The sequence below is a fragment of the Bradyrhizobium lablabi genome, assembly GCF_001440475.1.
Classification (GTDB): Bacteria; Pseudomonadota; Alphaproteobacteria; order Rhizobiales; family Xanthobacteraceae; genus Bradyrhizobium; species Bradyrhizobium lablabi.
Map to the genome: position 1 here is coordinate 222,550 of NZ_LLYB01000081.1, position 14,162 is coordinate 236,711.

Here is a 14,162-nt window from a genome sequence, read left to right on the forward strand (position 1 = left end):
GTCACAGTAAGAAAAATCAATAGCTTAGAAAATATGCATACGTTCGGGACGCGCAGGAGGCAAATCGTAACTTGAACTGAATCCCAGCGATCAATTGTAGGCGGACGGCAGGTCTGCAGACGGTTGGATTTTTCGCTGTAAGCCATTAATCCGTAATGATCGGATTTTGGCTTGGTTGGAAAAATTCTCTTGAGAAATCAACGCTAGCAGCGTGTCTCTTAATCAGCGGGTCCCAGGTTCGAGCCCTGGTGCGCCCACCAAGCCTTTCAATAGCCTAGGGACCACGCGCGATAGCCATTCCGACAAATGGCCAAGTCGCCACGGCGCTCTCGCTCGGGAGAATGGGGGGCGTCCCTTTCCAAGCAATCGGGAATTGCTTCCTCGGCGAGAACCCAGGCTGAACGCCAGAGCTCAGAACCGATCCGCCATAGAAGCGCGCCGCGTCAGCTAGACAACGCATGCGTTGGCGTGGCGCGTCACGATCCCGCCGCGTCGTCATGAATGGGGCCGTGCCGCATTTCAGTTCGTAAGACGGACGATTGTAGATTTTTGCCGACCGTGACGCCTCGGTAACACCAGGCGAAGGATGCAATCACAGGGAGAAAGTATAAAGTTCAAATCCTGGTTGTATCGAATCCTGGAAGCCCGTTGCCGATCCTGCGCGCGCATCGCCGCTGATGCCGACCGTGATAACTCTGCAGTTTCAATGGGTAGGCGGACGCGGCGATCGCCGCAACGTGGCTTGTGGCATTTGGGGGCGCATCGTTGTGACAAATTTGGTCCGTGTCAGGGCAGCAAATGTCGCTTGCGCCGCAATTGAAGCCTTCACTCAGGACTCGCAATGCATCATTCATTTGCAGTCTCCGCGCCTGCTGCATTGTTACAATTCATAATCTCGCCAGATTGGAAGACCACTTGTGCGGCGACAAAAACCGGTTGTTTGGCGACAAAAAAGGCCAACTTGGTGAGGCCGCAGTCTCTGGCTGTTCAACTGTCGTTCGGTGGCTCGACTGTTTGTCAGGAGAGAGCTCATGTGGTCGCGCAGCCTGTTGGTCCAGAATCTGTTGGTCCCGAAGAAGGCCAAGCGACATGACGAGGATGCGGACCGTGCCAATGCGGTCGCCGAACGACCGGCCTCTTCCGAGATGCAGATTGTGCCGCCGCTGAGCGGCAACTTTGAGCACGCGCTCGTCAATGCCGTCCTGTCCGGTGAGGTCGGAGCGGCGAGCAGATTTCTCGAACACGTCTCGACGACGCTGTGGTCGATCGTCGTGAAGCTGGTAGGCGATGGAGCCGAGGCGGAAGCTGCATTCCTTCACATCGTCGCATCATTGAAGGCCGACGATTATGCGCGGCTGCGGGGGTTCGACGGGCGTTCACGGATCACGACTTATTTGTCGCTTGTCGCTCGCGATGTTCTCGCCGACGAGTTGGCCGGGCAATTCAGCAAAACGCCGCGCGAGGCGTGGGAGAGATTCTCGCGCTACTTCGGGGCTGACCTTCGTAGCCGAATCGCCAAGCAACTGCCGAGCAAACTCGGTAGAGCCGGTCGCGAGGACGCGTATCAGGAAGTATGCCTCAAGCTGATCGAGAATGATTTCCGTCGCATCCGCTCTTACGGAGGCCGCGGCAGCTTCACCGGCTATATTCTGACAGTGGTCGATCGTATCCTGATCGATCTCGTGCGGCGTGAAACGCCTCGACGGCGTATGCCCGCGGCGATTTCCCGTTCACCGCCGCTCGACCAGGCGATTTATACGGCCGTGGTGTGGGAGGGGTGTCCGCTGGATACCGATCGGCTTGCCGCCGCGCTGCGCGGCAGGCTGGCGCAAGATCCGACGGCTGTTGACATCGCCGAGTCGGTGGCGCGCCTTGGCGGTATCGTGAGGCTGGAGCGCGCGTCGCCCGCGACCGAGGCCGTCTCGCTTGACGCATTGCTTGGCGAGGGCGGAAGTATTTCGATCGCGGATTCATCGCCAACTCCCGAGGACCGGCTGCTGCTCTTTGAGGAGGAAGAGCGTCGCGCTGCCCTCGTCGCCGCCATCAATGCGGCAGCGGAAAAGCTTCCTTCCGATGAACGATTGTACCTTCAGATTGTATTTTCGGCCAATGAGCCGTTGCCAGCACGTGGCATTGCGCGGCTGATGGGTTGTCCGGTCGAGGACGTCTATCGTTTGAAGCAGCGCAGCCAGAAATGGTTAAAAGAAATTACGGTGCAATTGGAAAAGAATTCCGATATGTCCGTCTAAACATGGGTATTGGAATTTTACCCGATGATCGAACGCCCCAGTCACGAACCGGCGTCAGCGCACGCCGAGGACGACGGCCGCTCCGACCGGCTACAGACGCTTGAGCTGCTTCGCGCGAAACTGTCGCGGACCATTTCCGAGGGGGTGGGGCAAGGCTCCGTTGCAGCAGGTCAATGGGGGGAGATCGACAACGCAGAGATCGCCGCGTTTCTCGACGGTTCCCTGCCGCGGGCAGAGTGGGATGCTGTCGCCACGAGACTTGTCAACGACCCGGCGGCCCGCGCGGAGTTGGCCGCGGCGGCGGACCTGCTGGACGAAATCCAGGCGCGGCCTGCGACAGTTCCTGCGGGCTTGATGGTGCAGGCGGCCGATGTTCTTGCTGCGCCGGAACAGAACCGGCCGCAGGTTTCGGCCGTGTCGGTCGCTCCGGTCGCTTGGTACCGACGTTCGGTTGCGTGGTCCGGCGTCGCTCTCGCCGCTCTGGCTGTGATCGCGATCCCGGCTGTCATGAAGATGGTTGGAGACGGCGCACCGATCGCGGTCAGGCCGGACGACGCCGGCGATGCGATGGGCCGCGGAATCGTGGCGACTCCGTCCAGTCCGGCCAAGAAGAAAGATGCTCAGTCGTGCGTTGACGCGAACGAACAGGCCAGGAAGTCGACACCCGATAACACGGGAAGCGACCGCGGTACTGTAACCGAGCATCCTCGAGGCGAGGCGCCCACCAAAGACAATGATCCATGCGGGCCAAAGCCGGTGGGCGCCGACAAGCAAGAGCGCCCCGCTTCCGCAAGACCGAACTGACCTGAACTCGACGCTTCAAGTCGTCCGGACCGCATCTCGGTTATGGCCGGTAGGTTGTGATCCGATCACAAGGACGAGAGGGAGACGTCGCAATCGTTGGCGACGGACCAAAAGTGAAAGTCTGTCCGTCTGCTCCAGTGTTGCGTCCAAACTCACACCTTGCAAAGGAGAAAAATTAATGCGCCACACAACGACGAAAGGTGCGATCAGCTCACGCTTGAGTATGCGCGGAGCGCTGCCGATGTTGCATGCGGCAGGTGCTGTTCTGCTCGTCATTGCCGTCGCCGGGCCTGCACGTGCGCAGAGCACCGGTATCGCTGCCTGCGACGACTTCTTGACAAAATACGATACCTGCGTGACGTCGAAACTTCCGGAGGCGCAACGTGCGACCTACAAGGCGCAACTCGACCAGACGCGCAAGACGTGGCTCGACATGGCCAAGAACCCGTCAACGAAGCCAGCCATGGAACAGAGCTGCAAGCAGACGATGGACGCGATGAAGGCATCGCTGCAAACCTTCGGCTGCACGTTCTGATGTAGCTGCACAAGAAGGCGTGGGGCATCCGTTCGTCCCATCCTTCGATGGCCTGGAGGTCATCCCACTAGAGCACGATCCGAAAACACCCGCCCCGCACTTTGTTGCGGGGTGGGATATTGGTTTTCCCTTGCGAGAATTGCGGTTGCGCGGAGATCACGCTCAGGCAGCAAGCCAAAGCGTGATGACAATCCTGAATCCGCCGCGCTATTGGTGCAAGATGAGACGAGTGCTTCCGACGAACGGTCTCGAAAGCAGGGGCGTGCGCAGGGAAATGTTACGACCGTGATGGTCGCGACTGCAGCGACTATCTCGCTTATCGCGATTTGATTTCCCGGCAGCGGGCCGCGCGCAGTCCTGTCAAGGCGTCGCGCTGCAGCAGTATCGGACAAGCATTGCCAAGGTAATAGCTCTCGCCGGCCTCGCGCGCGACCTGCGCTACTACTGCGGTGCCGAGTGTGTTCCAGCAAGCTTCCGTGAGCGCTCCCGCTGCCTTGGCCTCATTCCAATCGGGGGGGCGGCCGAGCGCGGCAATGACGGCGTCCGTCAGGTCCGGATCCGCACAGACCGCCGCATTCGCTTCGGCCGGCGCCTCGATCGCGATGGCGAAAAATGGCGTGGCGGCGGAGCGGTTGAGCTTGCGTCCGACGAGACGGGCGGCGTCACGCGCGAGGTCGACGCGCACCATACCAACGTTCTTGGGCGTTGTGCGCACGAAGCTCTCCAGTTGCCGGCGGCAATCGGCGGCGTAGGCCTGCTCAAGGCAGTCGCCGAACGCGGACAGGCCGATCGACGTGCGCAGGGCCAGGAATTTCGGGTTGTCGTTCAGGATCGGAAAGGTCGTGGCATAGTGCTCGAGCGCCGCAAGCCGATCGTCAAATGGATGCGGCGACGTTGCAAGCGGAGTTAATTCGCCGATCGCGGCTTGCTCGGCCAACGAAGCCCAATGGGCGTCGCGCGCCGTCGGCCTCACCTTTGTCAGGTGGCCGCGGAGCTCGCTCCAGCTCTTCGCGGCCGCCAGCGCGTCAAGCTCGGCGGTCTCAGGATCGGCCGGGGAAGCCGGCACTGCCTCGGTGGCGCGCTTGTCGACGTCGGAGAGCAGAGCCGTGGTCTGTGGTGGCGGTGGGTCGGCAGGTGTGAGGCGTCCGCTTGCGTTGAGCACGATTTCGCCAACAACCTGATCGTAGTAGGCCGGCGTTTGGTCGCGACCAACGCTCGCCGCCAGCTGCCGGACCTCGAGTTGCAGGCGCTTGGCAATCTGCACCAGCGTCAGGTCCTTCTCCGCCAGCCGGAGTATCAGGTTGCGCGTGAACACGGAGTTTGAGGCGCGCTCGGTGCTGGATAGCCGGTCAAGCGCGGTCTGCTTGGCGCCGGCGGAGAACATGATGAACACGCCTTCGGCGGGCGTCATCGCGGCGAGGCCGCCGCTGCCCTTGAGCCCGCGTCCGCCCGGCCGCTCGAACGGATTGTTACGGCAAGCGTCGAGCACGAGCACCACGGTGCGGGCGCCGCGCCCCTGCAGCCGGTCGATGATCCGGCCGGCTGGAATTGCGGAATCGCGGATCAGCTCTTCCTGTCCCTCGCGGACCTCCGGGATGTCCGTCGGCAGCAGGTAGTTCTGGCCCTGGATCTCGAAGCCGTGTCCAGCGAAGAAGAACAGCGCGGTGTCGCCAGGCTCGATCGCCTTGTCGAAGGCGAGCATGGCCTCGCTCATGGCACGGCGCGACTGGTTCTCTACGGAAATCACCGAGAAGCCGAGCTTGCGCAGTGCGGTGCCGACCGCGCGCGCGTCGTTGACGGCGGTCTGCAGCCTTGGAATGTTCTCATAGGCGTTATTGCCGACCAGCAGGGCAACGCGTTTCTCCGCGCGCGCGGTTGTGGCGAAACCTATCGCGACGCTCAGCGCGAGGATCGCAAGGCACAGGTGTGTTCTTGGCATGAATGTTCTCGTCGATGCTGTGGCGGGCTCATGGAGCGGCGGTCTGGTCCGGTTGGCTAAACTGTTTGGTGGTTGAGCGCCATCATCCGTCAACTCATTGTTGGTGAGCTCTGTGGCCGGATGATGTGCATGCTCCGGGTCGGCATGCTGGCCGCGAACTTCATCATGGGCCCGTAACGGACGTTGAGCACAGCAAGTAATGAAAATGGTCCAGATTGCTGATGGTCACGCTGATGACGAGCCGAGACGCCCCCACCGGCAGGCAAGGGGCGCGATGCGTTCAAGATGAATCGTCATCGCGCCCTAGCTTATTGTTGAGCATGATCTTTTCGGAAAATCGGTACCAATCGGGGTCCGACGGGCGTGATTTTCCGGATCATGCTCTAGGCGATACGATAGAGAAACGTAGCGACGATCGTCCATAGGCCGAGAACGATCGCGGCATAACCGAGCACGGTTTGATAGGGGACAATGGCAGCGCGAATCTGCTCGCCGCGCTGTGCCGCTTCAACGCTGCGGTTGAGAATGTACTTCGTCAGCAAGGCATAGCCGAGCAGCAGGCCGAGCGAGGCAATCAGCAGGCCGGTCGCGAGGTAGGTCAACCACCAGACAGGCACATAGCTGAACCAGTTCAGGTTGATGATCGCGCTGATGATGATCCAGGCGCCCCAGAGGCAGGTTATGAATCCGAACCATCCCTGGTAAGGTACCATCATTTCGATATAGGCCTTCGCGTCCGGACGCCTCGCGACGATGCTCGAAGCAGCCGCAAGGGCGCCGAGCGCAAGCAAAACCAGCCCAGTAATCAGACCCGACATTGGATTCCTCTCTTTCTTGACAAGATAGCGCACCAAATTGCGGTGATATTTCAAGACAGCCTGCGGCCGTCGCCACCACATCACGATAGAGAGACGGACCGGCGTAGATTTTTCTCCGCGTCGGCTGCTGTAAATTTGTGCCCCAGGTAAAAGATTCAGCTACAGGAGGTCACCGATCGCAGACTTGAGGCGCGCCGAGGATGGCCGCCCTGTAACCGCCTCCTTCGCCTTGACCTCCACGATCAGCGCGTCGTCCGCCAGCTTGACGTCAACCTGGTCGGCGTCGCGGATGACGACGCGCCGCAATTTCGCCGCGATGATCTCGCGTGCGATCGGTGAGGTGAGCATCTGCTCCAGCGTGCTTCCGGTGACCGCGATTGCGTCCGCCATGGCGGACCAAGCGGCGGAGTCATCGGACAGGCGCGGCGCGTCGAGCGAGATCGTGAGCGCCGGGGCGCCCGCGCCCCTGAGCTTGCGCCCGAGGGACTCGGCCTCGGTCTCGGCCTGCTCCTTCGTTGCCTTCTTGACGACGAGCGGCTCGGCTTCCTGGTCGCGATACGCGTCGGCCGAACCGCCCGACAATTTGTCGCTGAATACCAGGATGCGGCCCGTTTCGTAGATCCGAAGAACCGAGACGCCGTCATCGCGCTTGAGGGTGATCGAATTGTATGGAGCCGGCTCGGCGGTCACGGCCAGGATTTCGTCGGAGCCGTCGAAGCGCAGCTTGATCGGCGTTCCCATGCGGTCGATCACAAAGCCCATCAATCCGGTGCCGGTGCTGTAATGGCCGATGCGAAGCTGTGGGCCGTTCTCTGCGGCGAGGTCGCCGTGGCTGATGATCAAGGTGAGGGCGGCGCCGACGATCATTCGGAAACGTCCGGACATGGTGGACCTCACAGCATCACGACAATCCGCGGGATGCGGTATTGCTGATAAGCGCAGGGAGAAGTGAGAAATAAATGCGGAGTTTTTGCGGCCGACACTCACGTTGAGTAGGGCGCATTCATTGTTCAAAATGCTTCAATCAAGATGCATCACTCCAGGTGCTGCGATGACGCAGGAAAATCGCCGCCACTGTCCGTCTATCCCTAGGTCAGTCACAATGGCCGGACGCCGTGCTCGCACGGGATGCGCGCATGTACATCTAATTCGGAGTTGGCAGCTATGAATATCCACGTCGGTCTCGCCCTCGTCGGGCTCACGATCCTCTCCTCGGTAGCGTTTGCGCAATCGCTCAAGGACAAGGAGTATTTCGCGGACCAGGAGAAGTATCTCACGGGAGAAGCCACCACCACCAACGAGCGGTGCGGCAACAGTCTCACAGCGAAGTTCGATTGGTCGAAGCCGCCGACGCCGGAAGATCGGAAGACCTACAGCGCCTACGGTTACTGCGGCGTAGCTCTCGAAGCCGTGCGGCGCGTCTGTGACTCCCAGGCCGGCAAGGAAGCCGTCAAACAGAAGATCAAAAGCCTGACTTGCCGTTTTGGAACGCAGCGCACGGTTGCGCTCAAGGATGGCACGATCGAGTACGAGGTCAATTTCAATTCGAGCAACGACGCCGACTACGTGTTCGAGTATCTACAAAACAATTTGTAAGCGCCTTCGAGTCCTGGTGCGCCCAACAACCATTGCTGGATCGGGGGCGAGCCGCCCCCGATGTTGCGCCGCCCCGATTTGAAGCCAGAGTTTGCCAAGACGATCAGGCGTCGGTCGGACGATCAAGCAGCCCATCCAGTTCGCCGAGCGCCTGTCGCATTGTTTCCACCAGATCCAAAGCAACAGGCGAGGGGCTGCGTTGTGCAGGAAAAACGGCAGCAAATTCGAAATCGATGCGCGGCAGGAAGCGACGCACGACGACGCTGCGCGTTGCGAACTCTTGAGCGGTGAAGGGATCGCAGATCGCAACCCCGAGCCCGGACGATACCAACCCGCACATGATCTCCGACAGCGCGGTCTCGACTCGCAGCACGCGGCGGACATCGTCGCGATTGAAGGCCTGGTCGATCAGGTGCCGGCCGGTTGAGCCAGCCGATAGCGAAATAAATGTTTCGCCCTCGAAATCGCGCGGCTGCAAAACCTCCTTTGCCGAGAGGCGATGTCCGGCGGGCAGAACCGCGACGCGTGCCGGCGCCGGCAGTCGCAGGCTGGACAGGCCGGAATGGGCGATCGGCACTTCGGCGAAGCCGACGTCGCACTGGTCGTTCAGCACCCAGTCGACGACAATCGGCGAGATCACGCCGAAGAAGGCGAGGTTGAGGTTGGGCCGTTCCTTGAGGAAGTGCCCGGCGAGGCGCGGCAGATAACCGTTTGCGAGCGCCGGCAATGCTGCGATCCGCAAGGTGCCGGTGCGGCGGCCACGGATCTCTTCGGCCGCCGCCGAAATGCGTTCGAGGCCCACAAAGGAGCGCTCCACTTCCGTGTAGAGTGCGATGGCCGCGGCGGTCGGCACCAGTCCAGTGCCGCGCCGCTCGAACAATTCCATCTTCAACAGCGCCTGGAAGTCACGCAGCAACCGGCTCACCGCCGGCTGCGTCACTGCGATTAACTTCGCCGCCTCGGTCACGCTGCCGGTCAGCATCACCGCGCGAAAGGCTTCCACCTGCCGCGAATTAATCCGCGCCATTCCCCGACCCCGTTCATAACATTCAGGCATGTAGAACGTGCCATTATTCATTGGACGACGGAAGGGTTCGTTGCGATCTTTTTCATCAACGCTGGAGACAGCCCGTTTTTTCGGCAGATTGGGATCAGAAGCCCCTTGGCCGCAAAGGCGGATGTGCTTCAGCGGCAAGATCGTCAGCCTTGCCCCGGTATTGGAGATCGGTCACCCCATGAAATCTCTCAGCGTTCTGACAGCGGTCAGCATCGCGGCGCTCCTCGCGGTTCCGTCGGTCGTCTCGGCCCAGCAAAAGACCCTCTATGTCGCCGGTTATGGCGGTTCGTTCGAGAAGACGATCCGCGACGAGGTGATCCCGGCGTTCGAAAAGGCGAACGGCGGCGTCAAGGTTGAATATGTCGCCGGTAATTCGACCGACACGCTGGCCAAGCTGCAGGCGCAGAAGGGCAACCAGCAGATCGATGTCGCCATCGTCGACGACGGTCCGATGTACCAGGCTATTCAGCTCGGCTTCTGCGGCAAGCTCGATGGCCTGTCCGCCGACCTCTACGATACGGCGCGTTACAAGGATGATCGCGCGGTCGCGATCGGCATCGTCGCCACCGGCTTGATGTACAACACCAAGGTGTTCGCCGAGAAAGGCTGGGCGCCGCCGACCTCCTGGAACGATCTCAAGGATCCGAAGTACCAGAAGCAGCTCGTCATACCGCCCATCAACAACACCTACGGCCTGGAAGCGCTGTTGATGCTTGCCCGGATGAACGGCGGCAGCGAGGCCAATGTCGACGCCGGCTTCAAGATCTTCAAGAATGAGATCAATCCGAACGTGCTGGCCTATGAGCCGTCGCCGGGCAAGATGACCGAGTTGTTCCAGTCCGGCCAGGCGGTGCTGGCGGTCTGGGGCACGGGCCGCGTGCAGAGTTTTGCCAACACCGGCTTCCCCGTCGACTTCGTCTATCCGAAGGAAGGCGCGGCCACGCTGCTGGCCAGCGCATGCCCGGTCGCCAAGCCCAACGCCTCGCCGCTGGCATCGAGCTTCGTCAAGGCGCTGCTCGATCCGAAGATCCAGCTCGTGTTGCTGAAGGATTATGGCTACGGCCCGGTGCTGAAGTCCGTCGTGGTCCCGCCGGAGCTCGGCAAGATGGCGCCGATCGGCGAGCGCGCGGCGAAGCTCTATAATCCCGACTGGACGGTCATCAACGAGAAGCGCGAGGAATGGACCAAGCGCTGGAATCGCGAGGTCGAACGCTAGCTGATCGTAGCACCGGAACAGCACCATGGCCTATCTCGAGCTCGATCGCGTCGCAAAACAGTTCGGGGCGCAGACTGTCGTCGACGACTTCAGCCTTGCGGTCGGCAAGGGCGAGTTCGTCTCCTTCCTCGGTCCATCCGGTTGCGGCAAGACCACGACGTTGCAGATGATCGCGGGTTTCCTCGATCCGTCGCGCGGTGCGATCCGCCTGGAGGGGAGGGACCTGACGGCGGTGCATCCGGCCAGGCGCGGGCTCGGTATTGTGTTCCAGAGCTACGCGCTGTTCCCGCACATGACGGCGGCGGAAAACGTCGCCTTCGGCCTCGAAATGCGGCGGGTGCCGCGCGCCGAACGCGCCGAGCGCGTTCGGGCCGCGCTCGCGATGGTCGGTCTCGCCGGCTATGAGGAGCGTTATCCGCGCCGCATGTCCGGCGGCCAGCAGCAGCGCGTCGCGCTCGCCCGGGCACTCGTGATCCGGCCAAGCGTCCTGCTGCTCGACGAGCCGCTGTCGAACCTCGACGCCAAGCTGCGCGAGGGCATGCAGATCGAGTTGCGCCAGATCCAGCGTACGCTCGGGACCACCACGATCCTGGTCACGCACGACCAGAACGAGGCGATGTCGCTGTCCGACCGGATCGTGGTGATGAGCCAGGGCCGCATCGAGCAGATCGGCACGCCGCAGGAAACATACGAACAACCCGCCTCGGCCTTCGTGTCGCAGTTCCTCGGCAAGACCAACGACTTTGCTGCGACCATCGATCGCACGAATGCGTCCGCGCGGCTGGTCGCAGGCTCCTGGAGCGCGCCGGCGCCGGCCGGATTTAGCGGGCCTGTGACGATCAGCATCCGCCCCGAGCGGATCGGCTTCGGCGATGCTGGTCTGGCCGCGAAGATCGTCACCCGCATCTTCCAGGGCAATCACTGGCTGTTCCAGTGCGAGAGCGAATGCGGTCCGGCAATCGTGATCCGCCAGAACGACGGTCAGACGCAGCCTGCCGAAGGTGACGCGGTTCGCCTTGCCTGGCGGGTGGACGATATGAGCCTGCGCGCCGGAGGCGCCGCATGAGCGCGGCCGCCGACACGGCTGCGGCAAACGCCGCGGCGACGGCGGATGCGCCGACTGCGCGCGCGCCCTGGGCGCTCGCGGCGCCCGCGCTGATGCTGTTCATCGGTGTGCTGGTGATTCCGCTGGCGATGACCGTGATGCTGTCGTTCCACGACTGGGGCCAGTACAAGGGCATCGAGCCGGTCTTCATCCTGAAGAACTGGCACGAGATCGCGACCGATCCCTATTACGCCGAGATGTTTTGGCGGACGTTCCGCATCGCAGCTCTGACCACCCTGATCACCGCGGTGCTCGGCGCACCGGAAGCCTACATTCTCAACCGCATGAGCGGGCGCTGGAAGAGCTTCTTCCTGCTCGTGATCCTCGGGCCGCTCCTGATCTCGGTGGTGGCGCGCACGCTCGGTTGGGCGCTCCTGTTTGGCGGCAACAACGGGCTCGTCAACAAGCTGCTGATGTCGCTCGGGCTGATCGGTTCGCCGTTGCGCTTCATGTTCACCGAAACCGGCATGGTGGTCGCGCTGGCGCATGTGATGATGCCGTTCATGGTGCTGTCGGTGTGGGCCGCGCTGCAGCGGCTCGATCCGCAGATCGAGAATGCCGCGCTGTCGCTCGGCGCCAGCCCGCCGACCATCATCCGCCGCATTGTGATGCCGCAGATCATGCCGGGCGTGTTGTCGGGGGCGATCATCGTGTTCTCGCTCTCGGCCAGCGCGTTTGCCACGCCCGCGATCATCGGCGGCCGCCGGCTCAAGGTCGCGGCGACGCTGGCCTATGACGAGTTCCTCAACACGTTGAACTGGCCGCTTGGCGCCGCGGTCGCGACCTTGTTGCTCGTCGCACTGGTGCTGATCGTCGTCGGCAGCAACGCGTTGATCGAGCGGCGCTATGCGGAGGTGTTCCGATGAGACGGAACGGCCCGCTCGCGCTGACCTTCCATGCGATCTTCGTCGTCATCATGGTGGCGCCGATCGCGGTGGTCTGCCTCGTCGCCTTCACGCCGGAAGGCTACCTGTCGCTGCCGACCAACGGCTTCTCGCTACGCTGGTTCAGGGCGATTGCGAGCTATCCCGAATTCGTCCACGCCTTCTGGGTCAGCCTTGGCCTGGGCGCGCTGTCTTCCTTCGTGGCGCTCTTGTTCGCGGTGCCGGCCGCGCTGGCGATCGCGCGATATAAATTCCGCGGTCGCGACGCGCTCGCGGCGCTGTTCCTGTCGCCTTTGATGATTCCGCATGTCGTGCTCGGCGTCGCCTTCCTCCGCTTCTTCACGTCGATCGGGATGGGCGGCAGCTTTGCGGCGCTGCTGGTTGCGCATGTGATCGTGGTGTTTCCGTTCGCGCTGCGGCTGACGCTCGCGGCGGCCACCGGCATGGACCGTTCGATCGAGATGGCGGCGATCTCGCTCGGCGCCGACGGCTGGACGTTGTTCCGCCGCGTGACATTGCCGTTGATTTTGCCGGGCGTCATCAGCGGCTGGGCGCTCGCCTTCATCCAGTCCTTCGACGATCTGACCATGACCATCTTCCTGGCCGCACCCGGCACCGAAACGTTGCCGGTGCGCATGTTCCTCTACATTCAGGACAACATCGATCCGTTGGTGACGTCTATCTCGGCCACCGTCATCGCGATCACCATGACCGCGCTCATTCTGCTCGACCGCTTCTATGGGCTCGACCGCGTGCTCGCCGGCAAGAGCGACACGGGACGATAGGAGAACCCATGCACAGGGATTATGACGTCGCCGTCGTCGGCGGCGGGCTGCTCGGCTCCGCCATCGCCTGGGGTCTTGGCCGGCTCGGCAAGACGGTTGTCGTCCTCGACGAAGGCGATATCACCAAGCGCGCCTCGCGCGCGAATTTTGCGCTGATCTGGGTGCAGAGCAAGGGTCTCGGCATGCCTGCCTATACCGGCTGGACCGTGCGGGCGTCGGAGTCCTGGGGCAAGCTCGCCGCCGAGTTGCAGGCGCAAACCGGTCTCGACGTGTGCCTGCAGCAGAATGGCGGCTTCCATCTGACGCTCGGCGATGACGAGTTCGAGCAACGCGGCCAGCTCGTCACACGCATGCACAACCAGGTGGGCGCGGCCGACTACAGGATGGAGATGATGTCGGCATCCGAGGTGAAGAAGAGGCTGCCACTGATCGGCCCCGAGGTTTCCGGCGGCAGCTTTTGTCCGCTCGACGGCCACGTGAATTCGCTGCGCACGTTCCGCGCCTTCCACACCGGCTTCAAGCAGTTCGGCATCGATTATTTCCCGGAGCGGGCGGTCTCGGCGATCGCCCTTGATGGTGGTGAATTCAGCCTGGCGACGCCGAAGGGCGAGATCCGCGCCGGCAAGGTCGTGCTCGCTGCCGGGAATGCCAACCAGACGCTGGCGCCGATGGTCGGACTGTCGGCGCCGATGGGCCCGACCCGCGGCCAGATCGTGGTGACCGAGCGCACCATGCCGTTCCTGCCGCATCCCTTGACCACGATCCGCCAGACCGACGAGGGCACGGTGATGATCGGCGACAGCAAGGAAGACGAGCTCGACGATCGCGCGCTGAAGCATTCGATCAGCGCCGTGATGGCGGATCGCGCCCAGCGGACGTTTCCGCATCTGGCGCGGCTCAACGTCGTCAGGAGCTGGGCCGGCATCCGCGTCATGCCGCAGGACGGTTTTCCCATCTACGACCAGTCGGAAAGCCATCCCGGCGCATTCGTGGCCTGCTGCCATTCCGGCGTGACGCTCGCCTCCAACCACGCCTTCGAGATCGCGCGCATGGTTGCGGCGGGCGCACTTGAGTCGAAGCTGGTCGGCGCCTTCTCGGCGAGCCGTTTCGAAGGTCGCCGCGCCGCGAACAGCAGCGGGTATTGATGACATCAGGCAACGAGCCAACAGGCATC

At 62.4% G+C, this 14,162-nt stretch carries 13 protein-coding genes; 9 read left to right on the top strand and 4 right to left on the bottom strand.

Annotation, left to right across the window (positions count from 1 at the left end):
* The first annotated feature begins 1,031 nt into the window (after positions 1-1,031).
* The 3 genes from CQ14_RS22130 (at position 1,032) to CQ14_RS22140 (ending at position 3,588) form a co-directional block, all read left to right on the top strand.
* Positions 1,032-2,249, top strand: a complete 1,218-nt coding sequence (locus CQ14_RS22130) for a sigma-70 family RNA polymerase sigma factor (protein WP_057859941.1) — start codon at positions 1,032-1,034, stop codon at positions 2,247-2,249.
* A gap of 24 nt (positions 2,250-2,273) precedes the next feature.
* A complete protein-coding gene (locus tag CQ14_RS22135) occupies positions 2,274-3,053 on the top strand; it encodes a hypothetical protein (protein WP_156435269.1) in 780 nt (259 codons plus the stop codon).
* A gap of 178 nt (positions 3,054-3,231) precedes the next feature.
* The gene (locus CQ14_RS22140) at positions 3,232-3,588 is read left to right on the top strand and encodes a hypothetical protein (protein ID WP_156435271.1); all 357 of its coding nucleotides are present in this window, start codon (positions 3,232-3,234) and stop codon (positions 3,586-3,588) included.
* Between the two features lie 316 nt (positions 3,589-3,904).
* Here the strand turns inward: CQ14_RS22140 and CQ14_RS22145 are convergent, their stop codons facing one another.
* The 3 genes from CQ14_RS22145 to CQ14_RS22155 all read right to left on the bottom strand — a co-directional run bounded on the left by CQ14_RS22145 (position 3,905) and on the right by CQ14_RS22155 (position 7,230).
* On the bottom strand, positions 3,905-5,527 hold the full coding sequence (locus CQ14_RS22145) for a caspase family protein (RefSeq protein WP_057859944.1): 1,623 nt from the start codon (positions 5,525-5,527) through the stop codon (positions 3,905-3,907).
* A 383-nt stretch (positions 5,528-5,910) separates the two neighbouring features.
* Positions 5,911-6,345, bottom strand: coding sequence for a hypothetical protein (locus CQ14_RS22150; protein WP_141688129.1), 435 nt, complete (start codon positions 6,343-6,345; stop codon positions 5,911-5,913).
* Positions 6,346-6,504: 159 nt separating this feature from the next.
* Positions 6,505-7,230 (bottom strand): DUF4908 domain-containing protein, encoded by a 726-nt coding sequence (locus CQ14_RS22155; protein WP_156435273.1) that lies wholly within the window; start codon positions 7,228-7,230, stop codon positions 6,505-6,507.
* Between the two features lie 279 nt (positions 7,231-7,509).
* Here CQ14_RS22155 and CQ14_RS22160 point away from each other — a divergent pair, with 279 nt between their 5' ends.
* The gene (locus tag CQ14_RS22160; RefSeq protein ID WP_057859947.1) at positions 7,510-7,941 is read left to right on the top strand and encodes a hypothetical protein; all 432 of its coding nucleotides are present in this window, start codon (positions 7,510-7,512) and stop codon (positions 7,939-7,941) included.
* 103 nt (positions 7,942-8,044) lie between these two features.
* Here CQ14_RS22160 and CQ14_RS22165 read toward each other — a convergent pair whose 3' ends face one another.
* Positions 8,045-8,968, bottom strand: a complete 924-nt coding sequence (locus CQ14_RS22165; RefSeq protein WP_057859948.1) for a LysR substrate-binding domain-containing protein — start codon at positions 8,966-8,968, stop codon at positions 8,045-8,047.
* A gap of 208 nt (positions 8,969-9,176) precedes the next feature.
* Between CQ14_RS22165 and CQ14_RS22170 the strand changes: the two genes are divergently transcribed.
* Genes CQ14_RS22170 through CQ14_RS22190 form a run of 5 tightly spaced genes read left to right on the top strand, consistent with a single transcriptional unit; the run spans position 9,177 to position 14,133 of the window.
* On the top strand, positions 9,177-10,214 hold the full coding sequence (locus CQ14_RS22170) for an ABC transporter substrate-binding protein (RefSeq protein ID WP_057860025.1): 1,038 nt from the start codon (positions 9,177-9,179) through the stop codon (positions 10,212-10,214).
* Between the two features lie 25 nt (positions 10,215-10,239).
* Complete coding sequence (locus CQ14_RS22175; RefSeq protein ID WP_057859949.1) at positions 10,240-11,280, top strand: ABC transporter ATP-binding protein; 1,041 nt, start codon at positions 10,240-10,242, stop codon at positions 11,278-11,280.
* The gene (locus CQ14_RS22180; RefSeq protein ID WP_057859950.1) at positions 11,277-12,185 is read left to right on the top strand and encodes an ABC transporter permease; all 909 of its coding nucleotides are present in this window, start codon (positions 11,277-11,279) and stop codon (positions 12,183-12,185) included. Before CQ14_RS22175 ends, CQ14_RS22180 begins: the two co-directional genes overlap by 4 nt.
* Positions 12,182-12,988, top strand: a complete 807-nt coding sequence (locus CQ14_RS22185) for an ABC transporter permease (RefSeq protein ID WP_057859951.1) — start codon at positions 12,182-12,184, stop codon at positions 12,986-12,988. The genes CQ14_RS22180 and CQ14_RS22185 overlap by 4 nt, the downstream gene beginning before the upstream one ends.
* Before the next feature lie 8 nt (positions 12,989-12,996).
* On the top strand, positions 12,997-14,133 hold the full coding sequence (locus tag CQ14_RS22190) for an NAD(P)/FAD-dependent oxidoreductase (RefSeq protein ID WP_057859952.1): 1,137 nt from the start codon (positions 12,997-12,999) through the stop codon (positions 14,131-14,133).
* Positions 14,134-14,162: the final 29 nt, after the last annotated feature.